Genomic DNA, 17298 nt, shown 5'->3' on the forward strand with positions numbered 1-17298 from the left:
ATTATGATACACCTATGCTATACTTTAAGAAATTAAGGAATTCCTAACTGCAATATGTCTGGCTCCTGTGCAAATAATATCAAAATATTCTATTGCAATAATAACAAAAAATATATATATTGTTTCTTTATTAAAAAATTATTATAAGGATTATTTATGGAAAAGTTTTTCAAATTAAAGGAAAATGGTACTAATGTAAAAAGCGAAATCATAGCTGGTATTACTACATTTATGACTATGGCTTATATATTAGCTGTAAACCCTAGCGTACTCAGTGCTACTGGTATGGATAAGGGGGCTGTATTTACTGCTACAGTAGTGTCTTCTATAGTTGCCACTTTAATTATGGGACTATTGGCTAATTTACCTTTTGCTTTAGCTCCGGGTATGGGTCTTAATGCTTTCTTTGCTTATACTGTTGTACTTGGTATGGGCTATAGCTGGCAAACTGCTTTAACTGCAGTTTTTATTGAAGGTATTATATTTTTAGTTTTAACTATTTTCAATGTAAGAGAGGCTATCGTAAACAGCATACCTCTTAATATGAAAAGAGCTATATCTGTCGGTATAGGTTTATTTATTGCATTCATTGGTCTTCAGAACTCTAAAATTATAATTAATAATGATGCAACATTAATTTCATTAGGAGATATTACTTCAGGCTCTCCGCTTCTTGCTATAATAGGTTTATTAATAACATCTCTTCTTCTTGCATACAATGTAAAAGGGGCTATATTGATTGGTATATTATTAACAACATTAATAGGAATACCTATGGGAATTACTCAGCTTTCACCTTATGCAAGTTTTGCTCCTCCTTCTTTAGAGCCTGTTGCTTTCAAGTTAGACTTTGCTAATATTTTTCACCCTAATATGTTTATAGTGTTATTTACTTTTCTTTTTGTAGATATGTTTGATACTGTAGGTACATTGGTTGGTGTTTGTACAAAGGCTAATATGCTTACAAAAAGCGGAGAAGTTCCTCGCTGTAAGCAGGCTTTATTTGCAGATGCTGTTGGAACTATATTCGGTGCTTGTATGGGTACTTCTACTGTTACCACTTATGTTGAAAGTGCTTCTGGTGTTGCTGAGGGTGGAAAGACTGGACTTACTGCTGTTGTAGCTGCTGTATTATTTACTATATCATTATTCTTATCACATATATTCTTGTCTATACCTAGTGCTGCCACTGCTCCTGCCCTTATAATAGTTGGCTTGTTTATGATGACTCCTATATTAGAAATTGACCTTACAGATTATACTGAAGCTATACCTTCTTTTGTTTGTATTATATTTATGCCTTTTGCTTATAGCATTGCTGAGGGAATAACTTTTGGTATATTGGCTTTTACTTTATTGAAATTATTAACAGGAAGAACAAAAGAGATTACATTATTCACTTGGATATTGTCTGCTCTTTTATTAATAAAGATTTTAATGCCTGTTATTTCTAAGATGTTAGCATAAAATAGATTATTAAATAGAATCTAAATAAAAAGCCTTGAATTGATTTTCAGGGCTTTTATTTTTTAACGAATTAACAAAATATATTTATATCTTAGATTAAAATTGCAGTCCTTTTGCTTCTTTGGGTCACGCCTCCGGCACTTCCTTCGGTCGCAAAAGAAGTAGGGGTGTGGGGACTAGTCCCCACAAATAAAAAAGCATAAAAATTATATTGTTCTTTTTCCCGCGTACGAGCTGTACCACCTTGCCGCACGGTAATGCTATGCTTTAATTATAACTTTTCAGGCATGCGGGGGAGTGCCTTTTAATGTACAATTAAATTATAAAATTTATAATAAAAATGCAGTCTTTTTGCTTCTTTATGGCGACAAAAGAACTGGGGGTGCGGGGCTAGCCACCGATAACAATAAAAAAATAAAAACTAAATTTTGACAAACTTAAAAATTTTCATCGTATATTGAAACAATAATTTTCTATCAACTTTTTTGTCGCTCAAAAAAGTTGCAAAAAACGCAAGTACTATAGCTTTGTATGTTTGGAATATGTATAAACTATATTGTAATACCAACATTTCAAGCTAAAAAATGCAGCCTTTTTGGTTCTTTGTGGCAACAAAAGAACTGGGGTGCGGGGCAAAGCCCTGCAAATAACTAAAATAAAAAATGATAAAAGTTATTTGTTTTAGTATACTTTAAAAATATTATAATCTGCTCAAAAAATATAGCTTCTTTTCTGTATGATAATTATCCCCGCCTTCATGACCATTAAAAGTATAAACTTCAATAGCTTTATCTCCGGCATAATTATTGTATGCGGCAAATACAGTAGAAGGAGGAACTATTATATCCATAAGTCCAACAGAAAATAATGCTTTTGCTTTAGCTCTCTTGGCAAAAAATACTCCGTCAAAATATGAAAGCGTATTAAAAACAATATTTTCTTTATCTCTATTTGTTTTGCAGTATCTTGCTATTTCATTATATGGTAAAGTATCTGTGATTGTAGAAGCTCTTTTATAATCGCATAAAAAAGGAACATCTGCCATCATAGCTTCTATTTTTATATTTGAAAGCTCGCTCAAAGCACAAGCAGCTAATGATATTCCGCCTCCTTGGCTGCCTCCGTTTATAACTATTTTTTCTGTTAATGGATGCTCTTTACTTGCTTCTATAGCTTTTAGAGCATCTATAAATACTCTTCTATAATAATAATCATTTTTATCTAATATGCCCTTTGTGAGGAATCCGTCAGCATGCACTCCATATCCCTCAGGGTCAGCTGTTGAAGCTCCATTTCCAGACTCAGCACCTTGTCCTCTTGTCTCCATTACAAATACACTATATCCTGCAGACGGAAAAATTATATGATTAATAGGTAAATCTTTGCCGCTTCCATAACCTAAATAATGCATTATGCAAGTTAATTTGCTGCTGTTTTTTGGTGCTATATACCAGCCCTTTATTGCATGTTTCTTATATCCTAAAAAACTTACTTCCCAAACATCAAAAAGTTTTAAATGCGTTTGTATTAAATTATATTTTGCTTCTGATTTATGATTATTTTCTTTTATAGTGCTAAGCCAAAAACTCTCAAAATCGTTTGGCTCTTTAGAACTTCCTTTATACTTATAAAGTTCATCTAAAGATAAATCAAAAAAAGCCATTATTATTTCCTATTTTTTAATATATTTTTTTAGGTATTTTTACATTTTTAAGCTGTTCTAATCTATTTATAATAATCTTTTCAACTTCAAAGTTGGAAGGCTCTTCATTATCAAAACTGTATCCGCTTGCAAGCATAAGAGTCTCTTTTTCTTGCACATAATTACGCATCTTTCTATAAATTATAGATATTCTAAACAATGATAGCTTTTGTCTGTAGCCATTTAAATATGCTTGTCTATAATAATCAATTGCTGAAGTTCTTCTGTTTCTTGCATCATAATGTTCTGCCAATTTAAAATATATTCTTCCTTTTTCCATTTTATTATAGCTTCTTTCAGCCATATTAATAATTTCTTGTTCTGTATTAGCATAATTAGTTTGGTCTATGAGTTTTTCATATATGTCAAGCAAATTAAAGTAAGCATCATATTTATATGAAGGTATAGTTAAATTATTTGCAAATTGTATTGATTTTTTATATTCTTCTACAGCCAAACGGTATGTAGCAATTCCGCCTTGCTCTGCAGGGCTTCCTGCTTCGCTTTCATATATCACACCCAAAAAATAATGAGCATCAGCGTTTTCAGGATAATATAATAAAGTTTTATTCATAACAAATAGAGCATAAGAAGTATCACCATTGTTTATAGCCCTTTTAGCCTCTCCTATATAAACCCAAGCAGGCTGTAATTTACCGTTAAAAGATGACATAAAAAAATTAGTATCTATTCTTAAACTTGTAGTAGCTGTATTTGTTTGAGAATATAAAGATAAACAAAAAAATAAAAATATAAATAAAAAATGTTTCATAGATATTACACTGCAAATTATAGTTTTAATTAAGGTTCTTACTATTAACTATCGGTATAATAAATTTTTACCTTATATTATTTTTTTATTTCTTTATAAGTAGGTTTATCTTTAAGTGCCAAACTCTCAGATAATACATTCTCTGTTTCAAATACTATAATTTCATTTAATCCCGTTTTTAAAAGAGGAGCAGGTATATATAAGTAACATACAGGTCCTTCACTCCAATATCTTCCTAAATTAAACCCATTTATAAATGCCGCACCCTTTCCAAGTTTAGAACAATCAAGGAAAGTATCTGCAGCTTCCTTAACTTCAAATTCATATCTGTAAAATGAAGGAGTATTTTCTATCCATTTAGAGCTGAAATCCACATCTTTTATATTATCAAGAGATAAAGCATATTGCTCAAAGCCTGTTTCAAAATGTATATCAGCCATAACTCCTATACGAATACCCTTAACTTGGCTGCATTCCTGAAGCTTATAACCATAATTAACACGTCCTACATTCTCAACCAATAATTCTAATATATTATCTCCATTATTAAAATGCATTTCAATAGGTTCTATAAGCTCATCTTGATATTTAACGCCTTTATATTCTCCATTCAAATAAAAATGAACTCTGTCTGAAGCCCCAACAGCTCTCACATTCATGTTATTATCAAAGCCTTTTACTTTAGTTCTGTAAAGCATATAACCATATCCGCTTCCTGCTTTTTCCATAGTGATAGGGGCATCGCTTTTCTGACATTTTGATATTTTATCTACAACTGAAAATAATGAAGTTTTATCTTTAAGTTTTGCCTCGCCGAAATCTGCTCTTTTATGGTCTTTAGGCTCAAAAGTTTTTATTTCCGGGTATAATTCATTTATAAGTTTCTGAAGTTTATAAAATTTCTCTGTAGGCTCTCCCCATTCCGTGAGAACGGCATCATAATCATAAGATGTAATTTGAGGAAAATCAGTATAACCCGTTACAGATGTACCATTATAAAAGCCGAAATTAGTTCCTCCTATAAACATATATAAATTGATGCTGCCTCTTTTTAAAATTTCTTTCACTTCCATAATAAAATCATTAGCATCTCTTTTGATTATAGGCTCTTTCCATAAGTTAAACCAACCGTCCCAAAATTCCATACACATTAATGGCTTTTTTATGCCTTTTCTTTCAAAGAATTTTTTTGTATCATCAAAACTTTCTTTAGCCTTAGAACCAAAATTAACAGTAGCTAATATTCCATCATCTACCAATGTTCCAGCTTCCAAAACAGCGTCCCAAGCTCCATCAGAAGTAAATAAAGGAACTTCCGCACCATATTTAATCATAATGTTTTTTAAAGCTTTAAGATACTCTTTGTCATTGCCAAATGAACCATACTCATTTTCAATCTGCATCATAATTACAGGACCATTCTTAGTAATTTGTAAATCTGCAATATGTTTAAATAATTCTTTATAGTAAGCATCAACTTTGCTTAAAAATAATTCTGTATTAGTGCGAACTTTAATATTATCATATCTTAAAAGCCATGCAGGAAGCCCGCCGAATTCCCACTCAGCACATATATAAGGAGTAGGTCTTAATATAACTAATAAATCCATTTTCTGTGCAAGCTTAATAAAAGATGCTATATCTTTATTGCCGGAAAAATCGAAAACTCCTTCATCTACCTCATGAATATTCCAAGGTATATATGTTTCAACAGTATTAAATCCTGCTGCTTTTAAATTATAAAGACAATCTTGCCAATATTCTTTTACAAATCTAAAATAATGAATAGCTCCAGATAAAATTTTTATGGGCTTGCCGTTTAATATAAATTCTTCTTTAACTTCAAAAATACTCATTTCAATATCCCTATTTTAATTTTTGTATAGCTAATTTATCTATTATCACTTGTATTAGAATCTAAATCCATACATAATATTGCTTCTTTTCCTGCCTTCATAATCTCATATATTTCATCTGAATTATTTACATCAATGTCTTTATATAAGGCATCTATAATAATAGCAAGATTCATACCGGTAATAACTTTAACTCTGTCTTTTAAATTATGCTTTTGCAAAATACCATCAATTTGATTATACGGAGCACCGCCATTAAGATCAGCAAATATAATGCCTTTTTTATTTTCATCTGAAAGCCAATTTGTTATAGATTCTTCTAAGTTTTTAGAAAATATATCTATTCCCTCTTCTTCTGTAAGTTCTAATATTTTAAGCTCTTGAGAGTCTTCCCCAATTATCATCTTCATTGCAGATTTCATGCCTGAAGCAATACCTTTGTGAGAAACTAACAATATTTCCATAATAATTATTACTCCTTTATTATAAATTTTAAAGCAAAAACTGATTTTAAATGATTAAAAGTAATTTTATTTGAAAGTACTTGAAAACTTACAATGTGGACTAATAAAAAATAATATTTTAATTTTAACAAATTAATCATTTTTTCTATCGATTTAATGATAGCATAAAGTACAAAAAAATCAATATATCTATAAAAAATGTTATAAAAAATTAAATTAAAACAAGATTAAAATAAAATTATTAATATCATAATGAATATTTATATATTTTTATATAATATAAAAGTATTATAAAAATGAACCCTTTAAAAAATATTCATTTATATTTTTTTAATAAATATTATTTATATGATATAAGTTTTTGTTGGGTATTTTATTATTTTCTTAAAATACATATTTACATCACATAAAAAATATAGCTTATGCGATGTAAAATATTTTTTAATAGATTTTATTATTTTGCAAATTTAAGAAAAATATTTTTTTACTATTTCATCGTCTTCTAAAGCAGTAAGTATCTCTACTCCATCTTCTTTAACAGCAACAGTATGTTCATAATGTGCCGACAAAGAACCGTCTCTTGTAACAACAGTCCAATCATCATCTTCAATATATATGCCATGATGACCCATATTAACCATAGGCTCTATTGCTATTACCATATTAGTTTTTAACACAGGTCCAAAACCTTTTTTGCCTCTATTTGGAACAGCAGGCTCTTCATGCAAATTAGCTCCAACCCCATGACCATTAAACTCTCTCACCAAAGAATAACCAGCATCTTCAGCAGTTTTTTGTATGGCGTAAGAAACATCTCCCAAATGAACACCATCTCTTATTTGTTTTATACCATTAAAAAAAGATTCCATAGTTGTATCTACAAGTCTTGAAGCTTCATCAGATACATTTCCCACCTTAAAAGTAAATGCTCTGTCTGAATGATACCCCTTATAATAAACACCTATATCAAGCCCTATTATATCGCCGTCTTTTAATACTCTTTTTTTACTTGGTATGCCATGTATTACTTCATTATTTATAGAAGCACATATTGAAGCAGGAAAAGGCGGATTGCCGTATCCCTTAAAAGAAGGCTTTGCATTTTGTTTTCTTATATAATCATACACAAACTTATCAAGCTCTTTTGTAGATATTCCTGGCTCAACAATTTTAGCAACTTCTTTAAATACATTTGCCAATATATGTCCGCTTTCACGCATTAAATTTATTTCTGATTGTGTTTTTATTTTAATAGCCATTTTAAAGCTTTCCTTTATTTATTAATGTGATTGATTCTCTGTATTATTTGTATTTTCAAAAGTATTTTCTGCCTCAACCTTATCACTAAAAGAATCTTCTACTATTTTTGTAATATTCTTTTTCTGGCCGCCTGTAATAGTCATCTCGCCCTGTATAACAGCACCCTCTCCTACATCTATCTTAGGAGCTTCTATGTTTCCTAAAACTCTTCCGGTTTCTATTAATACTACTTCATTTGAAGCTGATATATTACCTATTAAAGTACCTGCTATTGTTATGCTGTCTGTAATAATAGTGCTTGTCTTTACCTTGCCGTTAGTACCTATTATTAAATGCCCGTCTATTTTTAAATCCCCTTCAAATTTGCCGTCTATTTGAAACGAACCTTTTACTATATAAGTTCCTTTGAAATATGAACCTTCACCTATTATACTATTAATCATCTCTCTTTTTGACATAATAATCACACTCCAAATTTATACTTCATTTTGATTTTATAAGTATAAAACTAAAATGTCAAGTTTATACATTTTTAATATATTTTACAAATGTTAATATATGTGAAAGTAATTAAAATTTTGTCTATTTTTTATTGTATATTCAAAATTTTTATAATATAAAAACACTTCATATATTTTATTTTATTACGTTAATTAATGCAGCTATTATTTTATTATTAGAATATTAATAATTATGGATAAATCTTGGGAAATTAATGAAAAAGAATGTTTTTTATATTTAACTAATAATCATGGAAATAAATTTATTTTAGAAGGTTTACATAATTCTAACATTTCAGATATAAAAGTAAAAAATAAAAATTTTTATATAGAAGTAAAATCAATTAAATCACAATGCGGACAATTTGTAGTTTTAGAAGAAAATAATGAATTTATTTATTCTAATAAAAATAAAACGTCAATAAACAAATATTCTGATTGCATAATAACATATATGAATAATAATTTTCATTTATTTACTAACGTAACATCTAAACCTATTGATATAATATTAGATACTAATATTTTTTATTCTTGGGTTAAAAATTTTTATAAACTAAAAAATGTAAAATATTTTATTACTAAAGTTAATTCTAATAATTATATTATAATTCCTCTAGATAATATTGATAATTATTTTAATATAAGTGCTTGTTATAGAGTTAAAAAAAGCGGATCTTCAAATATAACTAAAAATAACTTTGATGAAATAAAATCACTATTAAATAATATAGATTTTACATTTGTAGAAAAAAAAGGAAAAATATTTATAAAAACTAAATATAATATAAATGAGAAGTTAAAAGGAGAGATATATACATATCAATTTAAATTAGTAGAGAAAGATTTATACAAAATAAGAAGATTATCAAATACAAATAACCCAAATGTGATTTTTTCCATAGAATTAATAAAAAAAGAACAAGATGAAAATGATTTAAAATTATTTTTAGAAGATATAAAATAATATTACGAAATATGTTTCGCTATTTGTATTGCTATATATTGTAAAACATCTATAACAACAGAATTTCCAAATTGCTTGTATGCTTGATTTCTATTATTTATTATTTTAAAACTATCTGGATATCCCATAATTCTTGCACATTCTCTTGGCATAAGTTTTCTATATTTACCATCTATAAAATATCCGCCTGTTTTGGAAAATACTCCACCTCCATAAGCAGATAATGTTATAGCAACCCCCTTTGTGCTATATATTCTTTCGCCTTGACCACCTTTGTTCACTATACCTAATTTTATAGATTTGTTACTATATTGATTATCTTTAGTATTTTTTATAACGATATCATCTCTATTAATATAAAAATTATTTGGTATTTGATTATTATCTAATAATAAATCTTCTAAATGCTTCATCAATTTTACAGGTTCTGGAAATTTAAAATTTTTTATATTTAGATCATTTCTGAAACAAACTATATAAATTCTTTCTCTTTTTTGCGGTATGCCATAATCAGTGGCATTTAAAACTTTATAATAAAAACTATATCCCAATTTTTGTATTTCATTTTTAATAGTTAATAATGTTTTTCCATTATTATGACTAACTAAATTTTTTACATTTTCCATAAATATAATTTTTGTGTTTTTATGTTTTATTATTCTTATTATATCAAAAAATAGATTTCCTCTGTCATCATCAAACCCATTTTGTTTACCGCTTATTGAAAATGATTGACAAGGAAAACCCGCACATAATATATCATGATCTGGTATCAATCGCTCATCAACCTTTGTTATATCATCATCTGGAATATCACCAAAATTATCATAATATACTTCTTTTGCAAATTTATCCCATTCATTTGAATATACACATTTAGCACCAAGTGATTCTAATGCTATTCTAAATCCACCTAATCCAGCAAATAAATCTATAAATGTTTTATTTTTTAATAATTTTTCTCTAATTTCTATCATTTTATTTGGTTATAAATTATATTAGTTTTTTTACCAAGTTTAATATATTTATATTAAAAATCAAGATATTTAATTTTTAGTAGAATATAAATATAAAATTAATTAAAAATATCTTTAAAAGTTTTTTATTATTGTTATAATATTCTTTAGTAATCAAATTATATTATACAGCAATTAGAAGGAAATATATGGTCAACTTTTTTAAAAGCCAGTCTACAGAGGCAAGAAGAGATTTAATACTTCATGGTTCTATAACAAATACATTAATAATGCTTTCTATTCCAACGCTTATGATGGGCTTGGTGCAGTCAATGATGCCTCTTATGGACGGACTTTTTTTAAATAATGTTACAGGTACAATCATAGCAAGCAGCGTAAACTTTGCAGAGCCTATTATTAATATGATGACAGCACTATCGCAAGGTTTGGGTGTTGCGGCTATGGCAATAGTTGGACAGTATAATGGTATTGGAGATTTTAAAAATGCCAAAAAGATTTCCACACAGATAGTTGTTGCAGGAGTATTATTTGGTATAGCTATGGGGCCAACTTTATATGTTGTAAGCATACTTGTTTCTATGAACTTACAGCCCGGCGTTAAAGAGAATGTTTTTCAATATTTGTCATTATATAGTTTTGTTATGCCTATGACTTTTATGGCTGCTATATATAATGGTCTTAAAAATGCAAGCGGTAAACCAGAAGCTACTTTTATAAGAATGGTTTTACTCCTTATATTAAAGATTATATTCAATTTTGTTTATGTATATTTCTTGCATCTAAAAATTGTAGGAAGTGTTTTATCTTCATTTTCTACATATGGTATAGTTAGTATTTGGATGTATTATGATTTGTTTATAAAAGAGAGCGATGATAAATTAAGTTTAAAAGATTTTAAATTTGATTTTACTATATTAAAAGAACTTATGGTTATAGGGGTTCCTTCTATGCTTACAACTTTTTTAAGCAATTTGGGATTCTTTTTAATAAACAGCGAAGTAGAAAAGTATGGAGCTGCTATACTTAATGGTCAGGGTATTGCTAATAATATAACTGCTGTTTGTTTTAATTTGCCTGCTGCTTTTGGTTCGGCTGTTACAACTATGGTGAGTATGAATATTGGTGCTAAATATGCTGATAAGGCTAGAAAGTCTTGTTATATGGGTATATTGATGAGTGCTATTACAGCTGTTTTGCTTATAATAATTATAATACCATTATCTCCGCATATTACTATACTTTTTACGAGGGAAGTAGAGGATTTATATGTAGCTAATAGGTCTTTGCCTATATATGCTTTATCGGTTTTGGGCTTCGGTATTACAATGGTTGTGCAGGGAGCTTTGATTGGACTTGGAAGAACGAGGATACCGCTTTTTATAAGCATACTTAGAATATGGCTTCTTAGATATATTTTTATTTTAATTACTTCAAAATATATTCAGTATTGGTCTGTATTTTGGGGCAATTTATTCTCTAATACTATGTCGGGCGTTATAGCACTTGTTATTTTATCAAGAGTGCCTTGGGTATCTGTTATTAACATGCAGACACAGAATATATTCATGCTTAGGGCAAAATTATTTGTCGATGAGCTTGGTGCAAGATTCTTCCCTAAAAATATTGGAAAGAGAAAAGATTATACATTAAAATTAAAAAATAAAATTAAAAATATTACAGACCCGGTTAAATTGTCAAAGTTCGAAAAAAGAGAAGAAGAAAGATTAAAAAGAATGGAAGAGAGAGAAGAGCGAATAAGAGAGAGAGAAGAAAGGAGAGCAAAAGATGTTGCTGAGTGGAAAAGGCAGATTGAAGAGATAAAACAAAATAGAGAGAAGATGAATGAAGAACGCAGAAAATATAATGAAGAGAGGAAAAAAGAAAAAGAGGCTAAGAAAAGAGAGATATCTGAAAATGTAAGACTAAGAAGAGAGGCAAGGCATAAACTTAGAGAAGAGAGAAAAATTGAAAAAGAAAGAAAAATTGAAGAGAGAAGAAATTTAAAGAATAATAAAAATGAAGAATTATAATACATTAATTTTGCTTATAGCGGGGCAGTCGAAAAGATTTGGCGGAAAAATAAAAAAACAATTTATCAAAGTTGATAATAAACCTATATTTATACATACTTTAATCAATATGTTAAAGTTTAAATTTAATAATATTGTTTTAGTAAGTTCAAAAGATGAGATAAATAACATAAAAAAATATATAGAGAAAGAAGATTGTATAAGTAATACTATTAAAAAAATCTTTCATTATATAGAAGGCGGAAGTGAGAGAGTTTATTCGGTTTACAATGCAATTAAATATTTAAATGATAACAATATAAAAACTGATTATGTATTTATTCATGACGGTGTAAGACCATTAGTAACTAAAAAGGAAATATTAAGCCTTTATAATTACATATTAAAAAATGATGCTGCAATACTCGCTTCTAAAGTAACAGACACTATAAAAAAAGTTGATGATAATAAAAATATCACAGAAACTATAGATAGAACCTATTTATACAGAGCAGCCACACCTCAAGCATTTAATTTTAATAAATACTTAAAAGCTATTAATAAATACATGAATGCAAAAAACAAAAAATTAGCAACAGATGATGCTGAAATATACAGTAAATACTCGGGAAAAGTTGGAATTATAGAATGTTCATCAAATAATATAAAAATAACAAATAAAGAAGATTTATCTATTTTTAAAAAACTAAAAGGGATATAATTTTGTATATTTAATATATATGTTTTTTGTATTATACAAGATATATTTTAATAAGTATATATCCGAAAATTTTATATAACAATTTTTGTTAAAATAGGTTATTATATTAGTTACTTTTATATAGCCTTACGGAGGTATATGAGTGCGTACTAAAAAGCACTCGCGTTTTAAACTTTATTTAGCTACTACCTTGATAGCTTTTCTAATTCCGAGTTTGTTTAGTATTTCTTTTGTATTTTCAAATAAACAAAAATATTTAGATAATATAATATCCTATGTAAATAAAGTAGCTCCTATTAATATACATATAGAGGATATAAGTTTATCATTTAGATTAGAGATTATTCTTGACAATGTAAAGCTTTATTCCAAAGGCAATGATAAAGAGTTTGCAAGTATGGAGAGGGCTTTTTTGAAGTTTAATCCTTTAAGACTTTTTATAAAAAAAGATATATTTTATATGCTTAGCGACGTTGATGTTACTAAGGCTGATTTTTATCCTGAGTTTTTGGATACTTCCATTTTTCAATCTAACACCAATGCTAATACTGATTATAAAGAAATTATTAAAAATGTTACAGATATATTATTAGATAAAAGTATAATTGTTAGAAATTTCAACACAAAAATAGAAGATAAAGAGGGAAATATATCTCAAGTTTCTATCACATCTCTTAATGGAAACTTTAGGTCATATAAATATTTTCTCACTTATAACTTAAATCTTCCAGATGAAACAGTTTTAAATTTTTCTACAGAAGTTAATCCTAATTTATCTTTTTTAACATGCATAATCAGTGCTAAAGACAGCGAAAGAGATTTATTTAAATATGATATAAATGCAACTAATAATAATGATTTTTTAGAATTAAATTTAAAAAACACAGAAAAAGATGATTTATTAAATATTAATTATAACTATAATAAGAAAAAACTTAACTTTGAGCTTTTAGATGCCAATATAGATAAAAACACAGTTTATAAGTTTGTAAACATAGCATTAGATACTCCTATAATATACAATGCAATAAAGCCTGATGATGATAATATAAAAATGATTAGTAATGCTATTAATCGTTTTGATTATGTAAATATTAATGCTTATGGAAATTATGAGATTGATAAAGATATATATATTGATTTTGATATTAGTGCAAAAGACAAATTATTTAATTTATATGCTGATGCAAAAATTACTAATAACAATTTAATATTATCTAATGTTAATATCAACGCTTTAGATGGCAGCATAGTTCTAAGCGGCATAGTTCCTTTAAATGACCCTGTTTCCAGTGTATTAAGTTTGAATGTTAATGAATTATCTGCTGGGGTTAATAGGCTCTCTGCTTCATTATCTTTAAAACCTATAAAAGTTAATGATGAAGAGATATCTTCGAGTTTTATAATATCTGAATTATCTTATGAGAATGCCTTAAAATATCCTTTAAAATGGGTTGTAAGGTATATGAAAAAAGACAAATATATAAAAATGAATTTGAGCGGCAACAAATATATAGACCCTTTTGATGTTGATATATCATTAGACAATACGAGGGCTGTATTAGTAGATGCTGACGGCATTATACCTCAGGAATTATTTGTTGTATTTTTGGGAGGAAATCCTATTGATAATTTGTCTTCTCTAAATGTTAAATATAGTTTAAGCAATGCTTCATATACAGATGGAAAGGGAAATGTTCATGCATTAAATGTATCTTCGCGAAAAATTTATACAGAGGAATATTTAATCAGAGTAGGTGCTTTAGCTTACAGGAATAAGGTAGAAATTAATGATATATTTTATAGGCTTTCAGAAGATGGGGGAATTAATGCTAATGCTGTTATAGAATACGATAAAAATTTTAATGTGAAAGCTAATGGAAACGTGAAAACTCCTATTGGTAATTACAATTTGAATGGTTTTACCCTTACAGCTACTAACGGAAGCAGAATATTATATGCATCTACTGAAAACTCAGAAATAGTTGCAAATGGTTTTATAGCAACTAATGGAGATTTTGAATTAAACATAGCAACACCTAATGAATTAAAGGTTAATGACATATCTTTTAATGCTGATGTATCTATAGACAATTATAGGAATAAGCCTTTATATTTGTATGGAGACATTAAATTTAATAAAAACATCTCTCCTGTTGTTGCTTTAAATACTCAATTTGAGCTTTCTAATACAAGCATAGTGTTTACAAATATAATAATGGATTATGGCGACAATAGGATATTTGGAGAGGGAATACTTTCTTCATCTGATGGGGTTAATAAGTTTACGGCTTTGCTTAAAGACCCTAATAATAATGGAATGGTAGCTTTAGATGCTTCTATTAACCAAAATAATGTATTTGGAAAGCTTACTATATCTGATTTACCTTTTAATCTTACTACAGCTGACGGAATGTACGGTATAATTACTGCAAATGCTACTGTGATAGGGCTTCTTAACGACCCTGTTATATATTTAGATAAATTTAACATAAAAGATTTTGAAATTCTTGGAGACAGATATGATGTTTCTTTAACTGGCTATTATAAAACAGATGAAGTAGAGATAAAAAATGTTCTTATGAGTAAAACAGGCTCTATTGGTATCGTTAAATCAAGAACATTTAAGAAAACCGGAGAACAATTAAAGATACCTTATGCTTACTTTTCAAAAGATTTGCATAACATGACTATAGAAGTTGATAAATTATTTTATTTGAGCACTTATTCAGGCACTATTAATTATAATATGCGTTCTTTAGCAGACGGAAGCAAAGAGTTTAGAATACAGACAACTCCTATAACAATTAATAAAAGAAAGCTGCCTGAGTTTGGCACTATAATGAGATATAATGATGATTATATTACTTTTGAAAATAATAAAAGTCATGGTATATATGGAAGCATTTCTAATATAGACGGTGTTAGTGCAACTTCGTTAAGATATGTTTATGATAATTATGATATTCTTAATATTGACGGCACTGTAAAAGATACTGGTAAGGAACAAGTTGATTTGCTTCTTACATCCGATAGACTTAATGTAGAAATATTTGAAATATTTAATGTATTATTTACAGAGATACAGTCATCTCCTACTAATTTTATGGTTGATAATAAACCTTATACTTTATATGCTAAGGTTCATGGACCTAAAGATGATATTGCAATCAATGGAAGATTTTTGGGTCATGGCAAGAAAGTAAAAATAGCATATTTCTCTGATGTATTCGACAGTACAGTTGTAGATTTTAATTTTGACGGAAACATGTTTAATGTAAATAATCTTACATTTACTTACAAGGGTAAAAAGAATTTATCTATTACAGGCGAAGCTGAGATATTCAAAAATAATATAAATTACATGGCTTTTGATTTGCTTTCATCAGACGAGCAATTAGGTCTTTTAAACGGTTCATTAGATCTTAATATTGTAAAAATAAAAGGGCCTTTGCATGTTGATTTACAAGTTGGAGGAAATATAGCAGAGCCGAGAATAGGCGGAACATTAACTTTAATGAAAAGTGATGTTCAATTATCTATTAACCCTCAAAATACATATAAAGAGCATGTTTATGGAATGGCTAGTAAGATTTACTGGGATTTTGTTATAGAGGCTTGGCAGCAAGTAAGAGTAGCACATAATTTGGTTGGCGATGTTTATCTTGAAGACGGATCTAAAATGAGCGTATACAGCACATTAAGAGACGGATTAGAGTTAGAGGGTACTATTAATTTTGACAGAGGAAGTATTTATTATTTACAAAATGTGTATCAAATAGAAAATGGTACTTTAACTTTCCCTGATGTTAATAGCTATGACCCTATAATAGAAGCCACTGCTTTTACATATAAAAAATATTATCCGCCAAATGTTAGTGTTTCTGCTGATTCTTTAGAATATCAAAATTCAGGAGAGAGTGTTACACTTTATATGGAGATGAATGCGAGGGTTTCTCAATTATTAACCGACAGCACGGGCGGTATTTCTCCTGTAAGGTTCTACACTATACCTTCGCTTGGACAGTATCAGGTTAATCAATTGGCAGGAATACCTCAGGGTACTTTTGGTAATAGAGAAAATCAAGTTTATGCCGAAAATTTCAACAGTATAAACTCTGCTAACAATATGAATAATGCCCAATTGCAGCAGCTTACTATGAATTATAGTGATTTAATATTGAGAAGTACAGTTTTAAGACCAGTTGAACGTTGGGTAAGGCAGTTTTTAGGTATAGATTATATTAACTTAAGTCCTACGGTGGTAAATAACCTATTGTTTGTTACGAATAACAATAATCTTAGTGCTTCTTCTGTTTGGGATAACACAAGCGTAGGTATAGGTAAGTATGTTTCTAAATATTTATATCTGAAATATGATGTTACTTACAGAGTTAATGATGCTTCAAGACCGAGCGAATTGGGAAGACCAGTAGATGCTTATTATTTTGACCATCAATTTGGGTTTGAAGTGTCTTTATTAAAAAATTACAGACTTGCAAATTTTGTATTTGAGTATAAAATAAACCCTTTCAATATAAAAGGAACAGGTCAAGACTTTAATATAGTTACACGGTGGAGATTTTAGTGAAATTTAGAATAA

The 17298-nt window shown here is 28.3% G+C and carries 12 protein-coding genes; 5 read left to right on the plus strand and 7 right to left on the minus strand.

The window, feature by feature from the left end:
* Positions 1-156 precede the first annotated feature (156 nt).
* Positions 157-1467 carry an NCS2 family permease gene (locus Q0H31_RS07710; protein ID WP_295296972.1) on the plus strand — a complete coding sequence of 437 codons (1311 nt, stop codon included), beginning with the start codon at positions 157-159 and terminating at the stop codon, positions 1465-1467.
* A gap of 700 nt (positions 1468-2167) precedes the next feature.
* Here Q0H31_RS07710 and Q0H31_RS07715 read toward each other — a convergent pair.
* The 6 genes from Q0H31_RS07715 to Q0H31_RS07740 form a co-directional block, all read right to left on the minus strand.
* Positions 2168-3130, minus strand: coding sequence for an acetylxylan esterase (locus Q0H31_RS07715; protein ID WP_295296974.1), 963 nt, complete (start codon positions 3128-3130; stop codon positions 2168-2170).
* 16 nt (positions 3131-3146) lie between these two features.
* The gene (locus Q0H31_RS07720; protein ID WP_295296976.1) at positions 3147-3941 is read right to left on the minus strand and encodes a hypothetical protein; all 795 of its coding nucleotides are present in this window, start codon (positions 3939-3941) and stop codon (positions 3147-3149) included.
* Positions 3942-4018: 77 nt separating this feature from the next.
* Positions 4019-5797, minus strand: coding sequence for a beta-galactosidase family protein (locus Q0H31_RS07725; RefSeq protein WP_295296978.1), 1779 nt, complete (start codon positions 5795-5797; stop codon positions 4019-4021).
* Between the two features lie 35 nt (positions 5798-5832).
* On the minus strand, positions 5833-6261 hold the full coding sequence (locus tag Q0H31_RS07730) for a PTS sugar transporter subunit IIA (protein WP_147731818.1): 429 nt from the start codon (positions 6259-6261) through the stop codon (positions 5833-5835).
* 467 nt (positions 6262-6728) lie between these two features.
* Positions 6729-7520 (minus strand): type I methionyl aminopeptidase, encoded by a 792-nt coding sequence (gene map / locus Q0H31_RS07735; RefSeq protein WP_295296981.1) that lies wholly within the window; start codon positions 7518-7520, stop codon positions 6729-6731.
* 21 nt (positions 7521-7541) lie between these two features.
* A complete protein-coding gene (locus Q0H31_RS07740) occupies positions 7542-7979 on the minus strand; it encodes a polymer-forming cytoskeletal protein (RefSeq protein ID WP_295296983.1) in 438 nt (145 codons plus the stop codon).
* Between the two features lie 235 nt (positions 7980-8214).
* On the opposite strand from Q0H31_RS07740, the gene Q0H31_RS07745 reads away from it, so the two are divergent.
* Positions 8215-8988, plus strand: a complete 774-nt coding sequence (locus Q0H31_RS07745) for a hypothetical protein (RefSeq protein WP_295296985.1) — start codon at positions 8215-8217, stop codon at positions 8986-8988.
* A gap of 2 nt (positions 8989-8990) precedes the next feature.
* Here the strand turns inward: Q0H31_RS07745 and Q0H31_RS07750 are convergent, their stop codons facing one another.
* Positions 8991-9965, minus strand: a complete 975-nt coding sequence (locus tag Q0H31_RS07750) for a DNA cytosine methyltransferase (RefSeq protein WP_295296987.1) — start codon at positions 9963-9965, stop codon at positions 8991-8993.
* Between the two features lie 188 nt (positions 9966-10153).
* Here Q0H31_RS07750 and Q0H31_RS07755 point away from each other — a divergent pair, with 188 nt between their 5' ends.
* From Q0H31_RS07755 to Q0H31_RS07765, 3 genes are all read left to right on the plus strand, one after another.
* Complete coding sequence (locus tag Q0H31_RS07755) at positions 10154-11995, plus strand: MATE family efflux transporter (RefSeq protein WP_295296989.1); 1842 nt, start codon at positions 10154-10156, stop codon at positions 11993-11995.
* The gene (gene ispD, locus Q0H31_RS07760; protein ID WP_295296990.1) at positions 11982-12695 is read left to right on the plus strand and encodes a 2-C-methyl-D-erythritol 4-phosphate cytidylyltransferase; all 714 of its coding nucleotides are present in this window, start codon (positions 11982-11984) and stop codon (positions 12693-12695) included. Before Q0H31_RS07755 ends, ispD begins: the two co-directional genes overlap by 14 nt.
* A 142-nt stretch (positions 12696-12837) precedes the next feature.
* Positions 12838-17283: a hypothetical protein gene (locus Q0H31_RS07765; RefSeq protein WP_295296993.1), complete on the plus strand. Its 4446-nt coding sequence runs from the start codon at positions 12838-12840 to the stop codon at positions 17281-17283.
* Positions 17284-17298 lie beyond the last annotated feature (15 nt).

Source organism: uncultured Brachyspira sp. (assembly GCF_934747485.1).
Lineage (GTDB): Bacteria > Spirochaetota > Brachyspiria > Brachyspirales > Brachyspiraceae > Brachyspira.